Genomic DNA, 15,381 nt, shown 5'->3' with positions numbered 1-15,381 from the left:
CAACGCAAAAGGGCAGCCCATTGGGGCTGCCCTTTCTTGTACCATGAAGCATGTGTTTACAGCGCGGCCTTCAGCGCATCGACCAGATCGGTCTTTTCCCAGCTAAAGCCGCCATCCGCTTCGGGCGCGCGACCAAAGTGGCCGTAGGCCGCGGTGCGTTCAAAGATGGGGCGGTTCAACTGCAGATGCTCGCGGATGCCGCGCGGTGTCAGGTCGATGATCTGGCGGATCGCCTTTTCAATCGCCGCATCCGTGACATCCGCGTCGCCACCATAGGTATCGCAGTAGATCGACAGAGGCTTGGACACGCCGATGGCATAGCTCAGCTGGATCGTACACTTTTCCGCCAGACCGGCAGCCACGACGTTTTTCGCCAGATAGCGCGCCACATAGGCGGCAGAGCGGTCAACCTTCGTCGGATCTTTCCCCGAGAACGCGCCGCCCCCATGAGGTGCCGCACCGCCATAGGTATCCACAATGATCTTGCGCCCGGTCAGGCCCGCGTCGCCGTCAGGGCCGCCGATGACAAAGGTCCCCGTCGGGTTCACCCACCATTCGGTGTCGGGGGTGATCCAGCCTTCGGGCAGAACCTGGGTGATATAGGGTTCGACGATATCGCGGATGTCGGCACTGGTCTGGCCTGCATCGGCGTGCTGCGTCGACAAGACGATAGAGGACACGCCAACAGGCTTGCCGTCTTCATAGCGCACGGAAAGCTGGCTTTTGGCGTCCGGGCGCAATGTCGGCTCTGTCCCGTCTTTGCGCACCTCGGCCAGACGGCGCAGGATCGCATGGGCATAGTGGATCGGCGCCGGCATCAGCTCTGGCGTCTCGTTGGTGGCGAAACCGAACATGATGCCCTGATCGCCCGCGCCTTCTTCTTTGTCGCCTGACGCATCCACGCCTTGCGCAATATGCGCCGACTGCGGGTGCAGCAGGTTGGTGATCTCGCAGGTGGCGTGGTGGAATTCATCCTGCTCGTAGCCGATGTCCTTGATGCAGGCGCGGGCGATGCCGTCGATCTTGCCAAGGTATTCATCCAGCTTGTCCTTGTTCGACAGGCCAACCTCGCCGCCGATGACCACGCGATTGGTGGTGGCAAAGGTCTCCGCTGCGACACGCGCTTCGGGTTCTTCGGTCAGAAAGGCATCAAGTACGGCGTCGGAAATCCGGTCGCAGACCTTATCCGGGTGGCCCTCGGAAACGGATTCCGAAGTGAACGTGTAGTTTTTGCGGGACATTTAGTGCTCCAATAGATTTCTTAGCCACGTCAGGAAGCCGTTGTGGCCGATTAACGGGGCTTAGCTTTGCCTGCCCCTTTGGTCAAACTTTAAGTTGCGTCGTCGGCGCAGGATAACAAGGGCAAACCCCGCCAAAGTGATGAAAAGAAACGGCCATTCCCCCCACCTGCTATAGGGTGTCGCAGGAAGTGGAGCGGGCAGAGGGGCATCCAGAAAGCCTGCCTCGTTCAAAGCCAAACTCTTTGTGATGCGGCCCCAGGGGTCAATCATCGCCGAAACGCCCGTGTTGGCGACGCGTGCCATGGGCAGACCTTGTTCTATCGCGCGCATCCGGGCCTGAGCCAGATGCTGCAACGGCCCCTGCCCCTTGCCGAACCACGCATCATTCGTGAGCTGCATCAAGAACGCGGGCCGCGCCGGTGAAGCGTTGACGTCCCGTGCAAAGACGGCCTCGTAGCAGATCAGGGGCAGCGCCTGGCCCAAGGGCCCCAGATCCATCAGATCTGCCCCCGGACCCGAGGAAAACCCGCTGCCAAACTGCGCCGCCATGCCGCGCAGACCGATACGGCCCAACAGGTCGCCAAAAGGGATATATTCGCCAAAGGGCACGAGGTGGTGCTTGTCATAGGTCTGCACAACCTCGGCGTCCGGCCCCAGCAACACGGCCGAGTTGTAATAGGCCATGTCGTCGCGCCGCTGCACCCCCAGCACCACAGGCGTACCGGCTGCGGCTTCGCTGATATAGGTCAGCGCGCCATGGGCCAAATCAAGTGGCCATGCGATGGCGGTTTCGGACCAGAGTATCAGATCAGGCGCCGCATCCCCCTGCGCAGGCGGTGCAGCGGTCAGCGCCAGCTGACGATCAAAGAATTCGGGGATTTTGACGGGGTCCCATTTGTCTTTCTGCGCCGCGTTCGGCTGCACCATACGGATCATATGGTCGGTAACCGGCGCGTCGCCCCCTCCAAAGGGCACCGTCAACGCCGCCACACCCAAGACCCGCGCGCCCCAGACAGCGCCCTGCCGCAGCATTGGGCCCCGCGCGCGCTGCACCATCGCCACAGCCAGCGCGACAAAGGCAAGGGTCATGCCGTAGGGCCCCACCAGCGCAAGCCCCTGCCCCGGCCAATGGTTGACCAAAGACTGAGAGAACATCCCCCACGGGAAGCCGGTGAACAGATAACCGCGCAGCATTTCCGCGGCGGGCAGGACGAAGATCAGCGGCCAGACCTGTGCCGACAACCGGCGGGACACGTAGAACGCCAAAGCCCAATACAACGCCAAACCGCCCGTCAGCCCTGCCACAGCAAAAGGTGCCATCCAGGCATAGCGTTCAGGGTCGACCATGAAGGGCGATATCAGCCACGACCACCCATGCAAGAAATAGCCAAAGCCAAAGCCCCACCCGAGCGCTGCGGCCTGCCGGGGCGTTGCAGCAGCGCGGTAGATCAACAGAACAGCCGCAAGTGCAGCCAGCAAGACCAGCGGCAAATCATAGGGTGCCTGCCCAAAGGCCGCGACAACGCCCGCAAGCACCGCGGCCCCGAACCGCATCCAAGCGGCACTGCGCAAAGTCATCAGTGAGTTCCGGCCATACGCACGCGCAAACGCTTGATCCGGCGCGGATCGGCGTCGATCACCTCGAACTCGGGGCCATCGGGATGCACGACCACTTCGCCACGCGCCGGCACCCGTCCCGACAGCATGAAGACCAACCCGCCAAGGGTATCGATCTCTTCTTCGTCAACATCATCGTGGTCGGTCAGCGAATGGCCAATCTCGGCCTCGAAGTCATCCAAGGGTGTCTTGGCCAGCGCGAGGTAGCAGCCGGGTTTTTCGACCGTCCAGTATTTGCCTTCGTCCACGTCGTGTTCGTCTTCGATCTCGCCGATGACCTGTTCGATCAGATCCTCGATTGTGACCAGCCCGTCGACCCCGCCGTATTCGTCAATCACCAGCGCCATATGGCGCCGTTCGGCCTGCATCTTGGTCAGCAAGACGCCGATGGTCATGGACGGCGGCACGAACAGCAAGGGACGCAGCATCGCCTGAAGGTCAAATTCGGTGTTTCGGCCATTAAATCCGTGGGTCAGAGCCAGATCCTTGAGGTGGGCCATGCCAACGGGGGTATCGAGCGTGCCGTCATACACCGGCAGGCGCGTCAGACCGCTATCCTTGAACACGCCGACCAGCTCATCCAGCGTCGAGGTCACCGGCACGGCAGTGATATCAGCCTTGGGCACCGCCACATCATCCACTCGCATCCGGCGCAGGTTCATCATGCCGCGGGTCGACAGCCTGTCAGCCTGTGCCGCGGTGATCTCCTCCTCTTCCTCGTTGTCCGACGCGCTGAGTGCGCCCATGACCCGGGAAAAGAAGCCACCGGATTTCGGGGTGTCTTCGGTTTCTTCGGCCTCGGAGGCCGGTATGATGTCTTCCAACTGCGCGCTCTGCGCCGCCTCAGATGATCCGTCTGTGTCGCCCATCGGGTCCTGTCTTTATGTGTTTAGGCAGGCGGTTGCACTGCGTCGTCTCTATATGGGTCATCCAACCCCAATTTGCCAAGTATTTCTACCTCTAACCGTTCCATCAGGGTCGCATCCCCGTCCCGTTCATGGTCATACCCCAACAGGTGAAGCAGCCCGTGCACGATCAAATGGGTCACGTGATCGGCCATCGGACGGCCTGCGGCCTCTGCCTCGGCGTGGCAGGTGTCATATGAAATCGCGATGTCGCCCAGTTCCAGCATATTGTCGAACCCCGGCGTGACCGGCAGCGGAAGTTCGCCGTCGCGCGCGGCTCCGCGTTCCTCGGCAGGCCAGCTAAGCACATTTGTCGGCGTGGGCTTGTCGCGGAAATCTGCGTTCAACGTGGCGATATGTGCATCGTCGCAGGCCAGCACCGTCACCTCGGCGGTGTCGGCATCCAGCGACAGATGCGCCAATGTGGCGCGCATCGCGCGGGGGCATAGGGTATCAAGGTCCAGACCGGCCCAACGGGGGTCTTCCTCTATCACGTCAAGCGCCTGCATCAGCGCCCCACCGGGGGCCAGCCCCCGGCCCCCCGGAGTTTATCTGGCAAAATGAAGCAGCCGGACATCACGCGTGGCCTGCATCTGCTTCATAGGCTTCGATGATCGCGGCCACGAGCGGGTGGCGCACCACGTCTTTCGAGGTGAAGTAGTTAAAGCTGATCTTGGGAATCGTCTTGAGCAGCCGTTCCGCGTCCTGCAAGCCCGATGGCACGCCGCGTGGCAAGTCGATCTGGGTCCGGTCACCGGTGATCACCATCCGCGAGCCTTCGCCCAGACGGGTCAGGAACATCTTCATCTGCATCGAGGTCGCGTTCTGCGCCTCGTCCAGCACAACAAAGGCGTTGGACAGGGTCCGCCCGCGCATGAAGGCCAGCGGCGCGATCTCGATCTTTTTCTCTTCGATCAGTTTGGCCAGTTGCTTGCCGGGCAAGAAATCATTCAGCGCGTCATAAAGGGGCTGCATGTAGGGATCGACCTTGTCTTTCATGTCACCGGGCAGGTAGCCCAGCTTCTCCCCCGCCTCAACGGCAGGGCGCGACAGGATGATGCGGTCCACGTGGCCCCCGATGAACATCGACACGCCGACGGCCACCGCAAGATAGGTTTTACCCGTACCGGCAGGGCCGATGCCGAAGGCCAGTTCGTTATCGAACAGTGATTGCACATAGGCTTTCTGCGCAGCCGTGCGGGGTTCGACGCGTTTCTTGCGGGTCTGGATTTCGACGCCACCCAAATTCGGCATCTCGATCTGGTCGCCCGGGCGCACCCCCGTCCCAGCGGCGGAATCGCCCATGCGTAGCAAACTGGTGACATCGGCGGGCTCCACACTGCGCCCGCCTTCCAGTCGGGCGTAAAGCCCTTCGAGCACAGAGGCCGCGCGGGTGGTCGCGTCTTCCTCTCCCATCACCGACAGATGGTTGCCCCGACGCACGATCTGGACCTCAAGCGCCGTCTCTACGGCGGTCAGGTTGGCGTCATAGGGGCCGCAGAGATCGATCAGAAGCCGGTTGTCCGGAAATTCAAGCTGCTGCGCGTGAGAAGCGGGAGGCGTCATTGTGTCACTAGATGGCAAAGCGTTTTCCTAATTGGAGGTGTCTTTGGATTAATATGGGTCCCATATTCAAACTATGTACCCCTTTGGGCCGACAAAAAAGGGCCGGAGCGTAAAACGCGCCGGCCCGATCCTATGTGTAGGAGTGGTCGCAAGATCAGTTGGGATCTCGGACGCGCGAGCCGCCTTTGAAGTCGCCCGCCGTATATGTGGGCTGGGCCACGCCAGAGCAGACCGGCTTGCCGTATTTGTCCAGTCGCTGGCTCAGGTAGCCTTCGACGCCGTCGTCGATGATCCAATGGTCGCAGCCATTGGGATCGACCCAGATGCCGGCCTGAAGCTGGCTCAGGTGCTTTTTGTCAAAACCACGGTCGACGGTTTTATCGGCGGGATAGCCCCGGCCTTCGTAGTCAGCGCAGGCACCCAGTGTCAGGGCGCAGGCGGTGACCATCATAATCTTAGCTTTCATCACGTTACTGTCCCCTTAGCGAATGCAGATGATTTCGACGCGGCGGTTCTTGGCCATACCGCCCGCTGTGCCATTGGACGCCGCTGGCATCCGTTCGCCATAGCCACGGACATCCGCAATGCGGGCCCCCGATTGCTGGGCGATGCTGGCAACCGCATTGGCACGGTTCAGCGACAGCTTCATGTTATAGGCATCCGACGCGCGGCTGTCTGTGTGCCCGCTGATGATATAGGACACGGCACCCGTGGTCTTGAAGAATTCAGCCAGGCGGGCGCGGCCCTGCGGGTGCACACGGTAGCTGTCGGTGTTGAAAAACTGGTCCGTATTCATCACGCCGCAGACGTTACCCCGGCGGCAGACCGGAATACCCTGACGGGTGACATGCGGTGTCATATAGCCTTCGGCACCGTCATCCATGACCCAATGTTCACACCCATCGGGGTCAACCCAGATTGTTGGAATATACTGGCCCTTGTCACGGCCCTGTTGAGATCTTGTTTGTGCATCGGCAGCAGATGCCTGAAGCACGAATGTTGCGGCAATCATCGTGCCCGCAAACAGCCGTAGCCCCTTGGAAATTGTATTAAACACAGCCCTCGTCCTTTTCTTACTGTCCCCCAGTCGGAAGACCCACAGATACCCCAGGCACCACGGTCGTCCGCTATATGTTGTGAGATTAAGAGGTAAAGGCGCTTCTGTGAAGCGCGAATGCGGCGATATTTACTATATTACTGCCACACTTACGCCATTTTCCGGCCATTGCAGTCGTTTTGGTCTACAATCATTGCGGGCAAATCGCGACCGGTGACACCTAAATCTGACGTGCCGTCAGCGAATTGGTTTTGGCATCAACGATTCTGACGCGGACAACGTCGCCAATTTCGGCCTGCGCCTCGTCGATATGCACAGAGTGGAGGTATTCGGATTTCCCCACCATCTGCCCCGCCTCGCGGCCCGCTTTTTCGACAAGAACAGAAACATCGCGCCCCACCATGCTGTTCTGGATCTCGCGCTGTTGACCGGTGATCAGCCCTTGCAAGCGCTGGAGGCGTTCGTCAGCTATGGCGGGCTCTACCTGCGGGCGTTCGGCGGCGGGGGTGCCGGGACGGGTCGAGTATTTGAACGAATAGGCGTAGCCGTATTTCACCTCGCGGACGAGCTCCATCGTGGCTTCGAAGTCTGCGTCGGTTTCTTCGGGGAAGCCGACGATGAAATCGCCCGACATCACGATATCGGGGCGAGCGGCGCGGATGCGTTCGATCAGCCGCAGATAGCTTTCGGCGGTGTGGCTGCGGTTCATCCGCTTGAGGATACGGTCCGAGCCGGATTGCACGGGCAGGTGCAGATAGGGCATCAGCTTGTCGATCTCGCCATGGGCGGCGATCAGCGCATCGTCCATATCGTTGGGGTGGCTGGTGGTGTAGCGGATACGCTCTAGCCCGTCGATCTTGGCCAACTCCTTGATCAGGCGGGCGAGCGTGTAATCCGCCCCCTCTTCCCCCACGCCGTGATAGGCATTGACGTTCTGACCCAGCAGGGTGACTTCGCGCACGCCGCGTTCTACCAGTTCGCGCGCTTCGGTCAGCACGCGGGTCGCGGGGCGCGAGACTTCGGCCCCGCGGGTATAGGGCACCACGCAGAAGGCGCAGAATTTGTCGCAGCCTTCCTGCACCGTCAGAAACGCAGACGGCGCACGCGTCGCTTTGCCGCGGCCTTTCAGCTTTTCGAATTTATCCTCTTCGGGGAAATCCGTATCAAGCGCGGTTTTGCCAGAGCGCACGCGCGCCTCCATCGCGGGAAGGCGGTGATAGGATTGCGGCCCCACGACCAGATCGACGGCCGGCTGACGGCGCATGATCTCGGCCCCTTCGGCCTGCGCCACGCAGCCTGCGACGCCAATCTTCAAATCGGGGTTCAGTTCCTTAAGAGGCTTCAGGCGGCCCAGTTCGGAATAGACTTTTTCTGCTGCCTTTTCACGGATGTGACAGGTGTTCAGCAGGATCATATCGGCGTCAGCTGCGGTCTTTGTCTCGACGTAGTTATCGCCCAGAGACTCGGCCATACGTTCACTGTCGTAGACATTCATCTGGCAGCCGTAGGTCTTGATGAACAGCTTTTTTGGCGCGGTCATGGCAGGGTCCGTTGATCAAAGGTGCAAAAGCGCGGTCTAACAGCGCCAGCGTTCTCTTGCAATGCGTCCCGATTTGACAGATTTAGGGCACAGTACAAATAGAGCCGGGGTGTCATGCAGTACCGCAGTCTTGACCATTTTATCAGTGACAGCAAAGCGGTGCTGAGCAAGGGGCCCATTGCCCTCATCATGGTCGAGGACGCGATAGAGATCGAGACGACGCTGCGCCACCACCAGCAGCTTGGCTTTGCCACTGTTGTCGCCTTTATGCCCGCCAGCTTCGCGCTGGCCCGTGATGTCTCCGAAAGCAAAGGCGTGCTGCGCGTGGATTACGACATGGACCGCGAGGGCGCGCTGGAAAATGCCGTAAACGCCGTGATCGAGGCCGCACCGGGGCAATGGCTTTATACCTGCTACAACGCCGAATATCTGTTCTACCCTTTCTGCGAGACGCGCACCGTGGGGGAGTTGCTGGCCTTTCACACGGAAGAGCGCCGCGATGCAATGCTCACCTATGTCGTTGATCTTTATGCAGATGATCTAGGTGCCGCCCCGAACGCGGTATCGCTGGACAACGCCTTTCTGGACCGGTCCGGCTATTACGCGCTGGCGCGGCCTGACGGCACGCCGGACAACCATCCCAAAGAACGGCAACTTGATTTCTTTGGCGGATTGCGTTGGCGGTTCGAGGAACATGTGCCCGCCGCGCGGCGCAAGATCGACCGTATCTCGCTGTTCCGCGCCAAGCCCGGCTTGCGGATGCGGGACGATCACACCTTCACGGATGAAGAATACAACACCTACGCCTGCCCGTGGCACCACAATATCACGGCGTCGATCTGTTCTTTCCGCACGGCCAAGGCGCTCAAGTCCAACCCGGGCAGCAGGGATAGTATCGCCAGCTTCAAATGGCACAACTCCGCGCCGTTTGAATGGCATTCTCGCCAACTGCTGGATCTGGGGTTGATGGAACCGGGGCAGTGGTTCTGAACGCAGGGGACCGGTAAAAACCGTGCCCTTGACCGAATGGCCCTAGCCCTTGCGGCGCAGACGGATCACCACATCGACCGAGGCGATCTCGGCCCCTTCGGGGGCGTCGGGCAGTTGCGCGATCACCAACTGGTCAGAAGGCGCATCGGACAGGCGTGCCTCGTCCTCCCAGAAAAAATGGGGGTGATCATGGGTGTTGGTATCGAAATAGCTTTTGGACCCGTCAACCGTGACTTCCTGCATCAGCCCCGCGTCGCAAAAGGCGCGCAGGGTGTTGTAGACCGTTGCCAGCGACACGGCATCGCCCTGCCCCTTGGCCGCGTCAAACAGGCTTTCGGCGGTGACATGGCGGTGCTGACCGTCGCCCACCAACAGATGCGCCAGCGTCATGCGCTGCCGCGTGGGGCGCAGGCCCGCCTTGGCAAGCCACTCAGAACTGATCTGCTGTGTTGTTTGGGTCATTGGCTATAAGTACCTCTCATGCGCTATATATAAGGGGCAATGGGGGCGGTTTTCAAACGGAAATCCGGAAACTCTTGCCAGCGCCGCCTTTCGCCGTCGCGTAAATGCGGTGTGCCTGCGCCCTTGCGGGCCTGCGGCGCGCAATGCTAAACCTGCCGGGATTTGAAATTCAGCCCTCAGGAGCCGCGATAATATGGCCGACTACCCCACCAGCTTTGACAAAGAAGCCCTGCTCAAATGCGCCCGTGGCGAGCTTTTCGGCGAAGGCAACGCGCAGCTGCCCGCCCCGCCGATGCTGATGATGGACCGGATCACAGACGTCTCCGCCGATGGCGGTGCCCATGGCAAAGGCCACATCACGGCAGAATTCGACATCACGCCCGACCTGTGGTTCTTTGACTGCCACTTCCCCGGCAACCCGATCATGCCCGGCTGCCTTGGCCTGGATGGTCTGTGGCAGCTGACCGGCTTTAACCTTGGCTGGCGCGGCTGGCAGGGGCGCGGCTATGCGCTTGGCGTGGGCGAAGTGAAGCTGACCGGCATGGTACGCCCTGACCGCAAGATGCTGACCTACAAGATCGACTTTACCAAAGCGATCCAGACTCGCCGCCTGACCATGGGCGTTGCCGATGGCATCGTCGAAGCCGACGGCGAAGTGATCTATCAGGTCAAGGACATGAAGGTCGCGCTGAGCGAGAGCTAAGCCCACCCGTCAGATCATCGCTCGGATCACCTTGCTGATCATCCAGACAGACTGATGACTTGATTTGTCGCCCCATAGGCGGCAAACGGGAAACGAACGTGCGGCCCCGCGACAAGCGTGCGGGCCGCGCAGCATCAAGAGGGCACCCGCCCCACACAGATCAAGGGAGTGCAGCCCATGCGCCGCGTCGTCGTCACAGGATTGGGAATTGTCTCGTCCATCGGAAACAATGCAGAAGAAGTTCTGGCATCGCTGAAAGACGGGACCAGCGGCATCGTCGCCAGCCCCGAAATGACAGAGCACGGCTTTCGCAGCCGCGTTGCAGGGACGCTCAAGATTGATGTGGCCGACCACATCGACAAACGCGCGCTGCGTTTCATGGGCGGCGGTGCGGCTTATGCCTATATCGCCATGCAGCAGGCCATTGCGGATGCGGGCCTGAGCGAAGACCAGATCAGCAACCCGCGCACCGGCCTTGTGGCGGGCTCCGGCGGGCCATCGACATCGGCGCTGTTCACCGCGCATAACGTGGTGCGCGACACCGGCGCGACCAAGCGGATCGGACCGTTTGCCGTGCCGAAATGCATGTCCTCCACCGTCAGCGCGAACCTGTCGACCGCCTTCAAGATCAAGGGCATCAACTATTCCATCACCTCGGCCTGCTCTACCTCGCTGCATTGCATCGGCAACGCGGCAGAACAGATCATGCTGGGCAAACAGGACGTGATGTTCGCTGGCGGCGGCGAAGAGCTTGACTGGACGCTGTCCTGCCTGTTCGACGCCATGGGCGCGATGAGCAGTAAATACAACGACGCCCCCGAAACCGCGAGCCGCGCCTTTGACGCCAACCGCGACGGGTTCGTCATCTCGGGCGGCGGCGGCATGCTGGTGCTCGAAGAGCTTGAGCACGCCAAGGCGCGCGGTGCCACGATCTATGCCGAAGTCACTGGCTATGCGGCGACATCCGATGGTCACGACATGGTGGCCCCGTCCGGCGAAGGCGGCGAACGCGCCATGCGTCTGGCGCTGGAAACCCTGCCCGAGGGCCGCAAGGTCGGCTATATCAACGCGCATGGTACCTCCACACCGGTCGGCGACGTGGGCGAGATCGAAGCGGTCCGTCGCGTCTTTGGCCAGGGCAGCACGCCCCCCGTCAGCTCGACCAAGTCGATGACCGGCCACGCCCAAGGCGCCGCCGGCGCGCTCGAGGCGATCTTCTGCCTGCTGATGCTCAAGAATGACTTTATCGCCAAATCCATCAACGTCGTTGATCTGGACCCGAAACTGGACCCGTCCGAAATCGCGCTGGAGCGTGTGGACAATGCCGGTCTGGATTCGGTGATGACCAACTCCTTCGGGTTCGGCGGCACCAACGGATCGATGATCCTTTCCAAATTCCAAGAGTAAGGGCAGCAGATGTCAGACATGCTTAAAGGAAAACGCGGCCTGATCATGGGTGTCGCGAACGAACGCTCCATCGCTTGGGGCATTGCCAAGGCGATGGCGGAAGCCGGTGCGGAACTGGCGTTCACCTATCAGGGCGAGGCCTTTGGCTCGCGCCTCAAGCCCTTGGCCGAAAGCGTCGGGTCGGACTTCATGGTCGATGTCGATGTCACCGACGACGCCTCGCTTGATGCCGCGTTCGAGCAGTTGGGCGCACGTTGGCCCACGATCGACTTCGTCGTCCACGCCATTGCCTTTTCCGACAAGTCCGAGCTGACTGGCCGGTTCCTGAACACCAGCCGCGCGAACTTCAAGAACTCCATGGATATCTCGGCCTATTCCTTCATCGAGATCGCCCGCCGTGCGCACCCGCTGATGGTCGAGAATGGCGGCACCCTGCTGACGCTGACCTATATGGGATCAAACCGCGTGACGCCCAACTACAACGTCATGGGCGTGGCCAAAGCCGCACTGGAAAGCGCCACGCGCTATCTGGCGAATGATCTGGGCGCCGAAGGCATCCGCGTCAACGCGATCAGCCCCGGCCCGATGAAAACGCTTGCCGGTGCCGCGATTGGCGGGGCGCGCAAGACCTATAAGCACACCGACACAAACGCCCCCATGCGCGCCAATGCGACGTTGGAAGCGGTCGGCGGGACCGCGGTCTATCTGGCCTCGGATGCCGGGGCTTGCACAACGGGCGAGATCATCCGCGTTGATGGTGGGTTCCATGTGCTGGGGATGCCGCAGGCGGAGAACCTTTAAAGGTACTGGCGGACCGGGGCGCTGCCACAAAGTTCTATTTACGGGGCTCTGCCCCGGACCCCGGGATTTCAGACCATTTGGAAATGGCGCGGCGCGTCTGAAAAGGGCCGTCGCGTTTAGCGTAGGGGCGGGGTTTGGTAGAGCCAGACCTTCATACCGCCGTGGGCGATAGCAGGGCCTTGGGGTTTCCACGGCAGGCCGGTGGCTTTGGCCAAGGGCGGCTCGGACGTGACAAGGCCGACGCGCCAGCCTTTAAAGCGGGTCAGCAGCGTTTGGCCGAGCGTGCCATACAGCGGATAAAGCAGTTTCTTGTTGCCGATGCGCCCGCCGTAGGGCGGGTTCACCATGACAAGGCCGGGGGGACCGTCGGGCGGCGTCAGCTCGCCCGCGGCATGGTTTTCGAAGGTCACGGCATCGGCCACCCCTGCCCGTTCGGCATTCATACGGCTCATCCGGACGGCACCCGCGTCACGGTCAGAACCATAGAAACGCAGCGGCGTGGATGTGGTGGGGGTGTCGCGCATGGCGGCCCATTGGTCAGCGTCAAAGCTCGAGAGGTCTTCGAAAGCGAAATGGCGCGAGCGGCCGGGGTTGAGGCCCATGGCGATCTCGGCCGCCTCGATCACGAAGGTCCCTGAACCGCACATGGGATCGACCACCGTCTCGGTGCCCGTGTACCCCGTCTGACGCAACATCAGATAGGCTAGGTTTTCGCGCATCGGCGCTTTGCCCACGGCTTCCTTGTGGCCGCGTTTGTGCAGCGCCTCGCCCGAGGTATCGAGGCTGATGGTCACCACATTGTCGTCGATCCGGACCTTGAGCACGAGAGCCGCCTCGGGCGAGATCGTGACCCCGAGGCTTTCGCGCAAGGCGGTTTCAATCCGCTTCGTCGCGGCACCGGCGTGATAGATTTTAGAGGCTTTCGTGGTCACCTGCACCCGCAGCGGCACATCGGCGCGCAGCACATCGCCCCAGGGGAACTTGCGCGCGCGTTTGTCCAGCTGCGCCAGATGGAACGCCATGAAGGACCCGATCCGCGCCAGCACGCGCGAGGCTCCGCGCAGGTGCAGGTTCGCGCGCCAGACCTCGGGCCAGCCGCCCTGCACCGTGATCCCGCCGGGCGAGGCCACAGGATCGGCAAAGCCTTTCTCTGTCACCTCGGCGAGAAGCATGTCTTCCAGACCGGGGGTGGCCACGATAAAAATGTCGAAGGTGTTTTGACTGTCCATAACCGCTGCTTACTGCGCGGCGCGCGAGGTTTCGAGCGGTTTCTTGGAGCAAGACAGTCCGGCGCGATCAAAAGCGCCGGACTGTATGGGCCTGGTTCAGGCGATTTTTACCAGTTCGATGTCGAACTGCAGGTCTTTGCCCGCCAGCGGGTGGTTGGCGTCAAGGGTCACAGTGGCGTCGTCAACCTCGACAACCATCACCGGCATCGCCTGCCCGTCCGGGGTTTGCATCTGCAGCTGCGTGCCGATTTCCAGCGGGATATCCGCAGGGATACCTTCGCGTGGCACGGCCTGACGCATTTCGGGATTCACATCGCCGTAGGCCTCTGCGCTGCCGATCTTGACGACTTTCTTGTCGCCGACTTCCATGCCGGGCATCGCGCTGTCGAGGCCGGGGATGATCTGGCCGGACCCGACCGTGAACTCCAAAGGCTCGCGCCCTTCCGAGCTGTCGAAGGTGCTGCCGTCAAGCAGGGTACCAGTGTAGTGAATAGCAACAGTATCGCCGGATTTAACCTGCGTCATAGAAAGCTCCGATCCATAAAGGGAAAATACAGGAGGCCGCGTATCTGCGCGGGTGCTCCGGGTTCGGCGCGCAGTGTTTCAAGCCTGCGTCCCGTCGTAAACCCCCATGAGGCCAGTTTTTCGGCCTTTTCTGTCGTGACGGGTCGTGACAGTCTTGCGGAAGAAATATTCAGGGGGGAAATCATGGCGATTACAACATGCGTGTTCGACGCATATGGCACCTTGTTCGATGTGGCCGCAGCCGCACGACAAGCCGCGTCAGAGCCGGATTTTGCAGCGATAAAAGACAGCTGGCCGCAGATCGCCGAACATTGGCGGCAAAAGCAGCTTGGCTATTCCTGGCTGCGCGCTGTCACCGGGGCCCACGACGATTTCTGGCAGGTCACCCAAGAGGGTCTGGACTGGGCTTTGGCCAAGACCGGCCACGACAACGACCCCGCCCTGCGCGAACGCCTGCTGGCGCTTTACTGGGAGCTTCAGGCCTTCCCCGAAGTGCCCAAGATGCTGAAAACACTGAAGGAAGCTGGGCTGAATACCGCGATCTTGTCGAACGGATCACCAGCCATGCTGGACGGTGCGGTTTCCTCCGCCAATCTGGGTGACACGCTGGATGCGGTGCTGTCGGTGGAAAGCGTCGGCGTCTTCAAACCACATGCCAAAGTCTATGAACTGGTCGGTCAGCGCTTTGCCTGCGCGACCTCCGAGGTGTTGTTTGTCTCGTCCAATGGATGGGATGCAGCGGCGGCGACAGGCTTTGGCTTTACCACCGCTTGGGTCAACCGCGCGGGAGAGCCGATGGACCGGCTGCCGTGGCAACCGGCCCATGTGCTGCAGGACCTCAACGGCATCCCAGAACTGGCAGGCGTATAATGGCTCATTTCACCACATCCGACGGGCTATCGCTCTATTTCACCGACGAAGGGGCGGGTCTGCCGATTCTCTGCCTTGCAGGATTGACGCGGACCACAGCGGATTTCGACTATGTCACCCCCCATCTGAATGGCGTGCGGCTGATCAAGATGGACTATCGCGGGCGCGGGCAATCTGACTTCGACCCTGACTGGTCACACTATTCCCCCCCTATTGAATGTCGTGATGCGCTGGAGCTGCTGGATTATCTTGGCATCGACAAGGCCGCCGTGCTTGGCACCTCGCGCGGGGGGCTGAATGCATTGGGGCTGGCCAAGGGAGCCAAGGGTAGGTTGCTGGGCGTGGCCTTTAACGACGTTGGCCCGCATATTGACCCGCAGGGGCTGGATTTCATCATGGGCTATATCGGCCGCAACCCTGCTGCCAAGACCCATGCCGAAGCCGCCGCCGCCATGCCGCGTGTGTTTC

Annotated in this window: 17 protein-coding genes and 1 riboswitch; of the genes, 6 read left to right on the top strand and 11 right to left on the bottom strand. The window is 61.2% G+C overall.

The genetic code is table 11. The features are described from left to right. Positions 1–56 precede the first annotated feature (56 nt). The 8 genes from metK to miaB all read right to left on the bottom strand — a co-directional run bounded on the left by metK (position 57) and on the right by miaB (position 7,926). The gene (gene metK / locus B3849_RS15475; protein ID WP_005849425.1) at positions 57–1,241 is read right to left on the bottom strand and encodes a methionine adenosyltransferase; all 1,185 of its coding nucleotides are present in this window, start codon (positions 1,239–1,241) and stop codon (positions 57–59) included. Between the two features lie 4 nt (positions 1,242–1,245). After that, positions 1,246–1,293: riboswitch (SAM-SAH riboswitch) on the bottom strand. A gap of 8 nt (positions 1,294–1,301) precedes the next feature. Further along, a complete protein-coding gene (gene lnt / locus B3849_RS15470; RefSeq protein ID WP_286780417.1) occupies positions 1,302–2,819 on the bottom strand; it encodes an apolipoprotein N-acyltransferase in 1,518 nt (505 codons plus the stop codon). Then, positions 2,819–3,727, bottom strand: coding sequence for a hemolysin family protein (locus B3849_RS15465; RefSeq protein ID WP_168593240.1), 909 nt, complete (start codon positions 3,725–3,727; stop codon positions 2,819–2,821). The genes lnt and B3849_RS15465 overlap by 1 nt, the downstream gene beginning before the upstream one ends. Positions 3,728–3,747: 20 nt before the next feature. After that, positions 3,748–4,272 (bottom strand): rRNA maturation RNase YbeY, encoded by a 525-nt coding sequence (ybeY, locus tag B3849_RS15460; protein ID WP_005849428.1) that lies wholly within the window; start codon positions 4,270–4,272, stop codon positions 3,748–3,750. Positions 4,273–4,339: 67 nt separating this feature from the next. Further along, positions 4,340–5,329 carry a PhoH family protein gene (locus B3849_RS15455; RefSeq protein WP_009825126.1) on the bottom strand — a complete coding sequence of 330 codons (990 nt, stop codon included), beginning with the start codon at positions 5,327–5,329 and terminating at the stop codon, positions 4,340–4,342. A 154-nt stretch (positions 5,330–5,483) separates the two neighbouring features. Beyond that, positions 5,484–5,795 (bottom strand): hypothetical protein, encoded by a 312-nt coding sequence (locus B3849_RS15450; protein ID WP_005849430.1) that lies wholly within the window; start codon positions 5,793–5,795, stop codon positions 5,484–5,486. A 15-nt stretch (positions 5,796–5,810) separates the two neighbouring features. Continuing rightward, positions 5,811–6,386 (bottom strand): OmpA family protein, encoded by a 576-nt coding sequence (locus tag B3849_RS15445; protein ID WP_005849431.1) that lies wholly within the window; start codon positions 6,384–6,386, stop codon positions 5,811–5,813. Positions 6,387–6,606: 220 nt separating this feature from the next. Then, entirely contained in the window at positions 6,607–7,926 is a 1,320-nt protein-coding gene (miaB, locus tag B3849_RS15440) for a tRNA (N6-isopentenyl adenosine(37)-C2)-methylthiotransferase MiaB (protein WP_005849432.1), read from the bottom strand. 114 nt (positions 7,927–8,040) lie between these two features. Between miaB and B3849_RS15435 the strand changes: the two genes are divergently transcribed. After that, positions 8,041–8,916: a glycosyltransferase family 2 protein gene (locus B3849_RS15435; protein WP_260003481.1), complete on the top strand. Its 876-nt coding sequence runs from the start codon at positions 8,041–8,043 to the stop codon at positions 8,914–8,916. 42 nt (positions 8,917–8,958) lie between these two features. Here the strand turns inward: B3849_RS15435 and irrA are convergent, their stop codons facing one another. Continuing rightward, positions 8,959–9,378 (bottom strand): iron response transcriptional regulator IrrA, encoded by a 420-nt coding sequence (irrA, locus tag B3849_RS15430; protein ID WP_005849434.1) that lies wholly within the window; start codon positions 9,376–9,378, stop codon positions 8,959–8,961. Positions 9,379–9,571: 193 nt separating this feature from the next. Between irrA and fabA the strand changes: the two genes are divergently transcribed. The 3 genes from fabA (at position 9,572) to B3849_RS15415 (ending at position 12,289) form a co-directional block, all read left to right on the top strand. Then, positions 9,572–10,081, top strand: a complete 510-nt coding sequence (gene fabA, locus B3849_RS15425) for a bifunctional 3-hydroxydecanoyl-ACP dehydratase/trans-2-decenoyl-ACP isomerase (RefSeq protein WP_005849435.1) — start codon at positions 9,572–9,574, stop codon at positions 10,079–10,081. A gap of 177 nt (positions 10,082–10,258) precedes the next feature. After that, positions 10,259–11,488 carry a beta-ketoacyl-ACP synthase I gene (gene fabB, locus B3849_RS15420; RefSeq protein ID WP_005849436.1) on the top strand — a complete coding sequence of 410 codons (1,230 nt, stop codon included), beginning with the start codon at positions 10,259–10,261 and terminating at the stop codon, positions 11,486–11,488. 9 nt (positions 11,489–11,497) lie between these two features. Further along, complete coding sequence (locus tag B3849_RS15415; RefSeq protein ID WP_278425572.1) at positions 11,498–12,289, top strand: enoyl-ACP reductase FabI; 792 nt, start codon at positions 11,498–11,500, stop codon at positions 12,287–12,289. 116 nt (positions 12,290–12,405) lie between these two features. On the opposite strand, the gene B3849_RS15410 is transcribed toward B3849_RS15415, so the two are convergent. Together B3849_RS15410 and B3849_RS15405 are read right to left on the bottom strand one after the other, a co-directional pair. Continuing rightward, positions 12,406–13,518 carry a THUMP domain-containing class I SAM-dependent RNA methyltransferase gene (locus B3849_RS15410; RefSeq protein ID WP_278425571.1) on the bottom strand — a complete coding sequence of 371 codons (1,113 nt, stop codon included), beginning with the start codon at positions 13,516–13,518 and terminating at the stop codon, positions 12,406–12,408. 96 nt (positions 13,519–13,614) lie between these two features. Beyond that, complete coding sequence (locus B3849_RS15405) at positions 13,615–14,043, bottom strand: FKBP-type peptidyl-prolyl cis-trans isomerase (protein WP_005849439.1); 429 nt, start codon at positions 14,041–14,043, stop codon at positions 13,615–13,617. Positions 14,044–14,226: 183 nt separating this feature from the next. Here B3849_RS15405 and B3849_RS15400 point away from each other — a divergent pair, with 183 nt between their 5' ends. Further along, entirely contained in the window at positions 14,227–14,913 is a 687-nt protein-coding gene (locus B3849_RS15400; protein WP_286780416.1) for a haloacid dehalogenase type II, read from the top strand. Beyond that, a partial coding sequence (locus B3849_RS15395) for an alpha/beta fold hydrolase (protein WP_286780415.1) occupies positions 14,913–15,381 on the top strand: 469 nt, incomplete at its 3' end. The genes B3849_RS15400 and B3849_RS15395, both read left to right, overlap by 1 nt.

This window comes from Sulfitobacter sp. UBA4523 (assembly GCF_002388305.1).
GTDB classification, from domain to species: domain Bacteria; phylum Pseudomonadota; class Alphaproteobacteria; order Rhodobacterales; family Rhodobacteraceae; genus Sulfitobacter; species Sulfitobacter pontiacus.
This window is presented reverse-complemented; position numbering and strand designations above follow the sequence as displayed.

What these genes read in the sequence shown, in the direction of transcription:
- metK (WP_005849425.1), bottom strand. Translation starts at nt 1,241, where the DNA reads ATGTCCCGCAAAAACTACACGTTCACTTCGGAATCCGTTTCCGAGGGC.
- lnt (WP_286780417.1), bottom strand. Translation starts at nt 2,819, where the DNA reads ATGACTTTGCGCAGTGCCGCTTGGATGCGGTTCGGGGCCGCGGTGCTT.
- B3849_RS15465 (WP_168593240.1), bottom strand. Translation starts at nt 3,727, where the DNA reads ATGGGCGACACAGACGGATCATCTGAGGCGGCGCAGAGCGCGCAGTTG.
- ybeY (WP_005849428.1), bottom strand. Translation starts at nt 4,272, where the DNA reads ATGCAGGCGCTTGACGTGATAGAGGAAGACCCCCGTTGGGCCGGTCTG.
- B3849_RS15455 (WP_009825126.1), bottom strand. Translation starts at nt 5,329, where the DNA reads ATGACGCCTCCCGCTTCTCACGCGCAGCAGCTTGAATTTCCGGACAAC.
- B3849_RS15450 (WP_005849430.1), bottom strand. Translation starts at nt 5,795, where the DNA reads ATGAAAGCTAAGATTATGATGGTCACCGCCTGCGCCCTGACACTGGGT.
- miaB (WP_005849432.1), bottom strand. Translation starts at nt 7,926, where the DNA reads ATGACCGCGCCAAAAAAGCTGTTCATCAAGACCTACGGCTGCCAGATG.
- B3849_RS15435 (WP_260003481.1), top strand. Translation starts at nt 8,041, where the DNA reads ATGCAGTACCGCAGTCTTGACCATTTTATCAGTGACAGCAAAGCGGTG.
- irrA (WP_005849434.1), bottom strand. Translation starts at nt 9,378, where the DNA reads ATGACCCAAACAACACAGCAGATCAGTTCTGAGTGGCTTGCCAAGGCG.
- fabA (WP_005849435.1), top strand. Translation starts at nt 9,572, where the DNA reads ATGGCCGACTACCCCACCAGCTTTGACAAAGAAGCCCTGCTCAAATGC.
- fabB (WP_005849436.1), top strand. Translation starts at nt 10,259, where the DNA reads ATGCGCCGCGTCGTCGTCACAGGATTGGGAATTGTCTCGTCCATCGGA.
- B3849_RS15415 (WP_278425572.1), top strand. Translation starts at nt 11,498, where the DNA reads ATGTCAGACATGCTTAAAGGAAAACGCGGCCTGATCATGGGTGTCGCG.
- B3849_RS15410 (WP_278425571.1), bottom strand. Translation starts at nt 13,518, where the DNA reads ATGGACAGTCAAAACACCTTCGACATTTTTATCGTGGCCACCCCCGGT.
- B3849_RS15405 (WP_005849439.1), bottom strand. Translation starts at nt 14,043, where the DNA reads ATGACGCAGGTTAAATCCGGCGATACTGTTGCTATTCACTACACTGGT.
- B3849_RS15400 (WP_286780416.1), top strand. Translation starts at nt 14,227, where the DNA reads ATGGCGATTACAACATGCGTGTTCGACGCATATGGCACCTTGTTCGAT.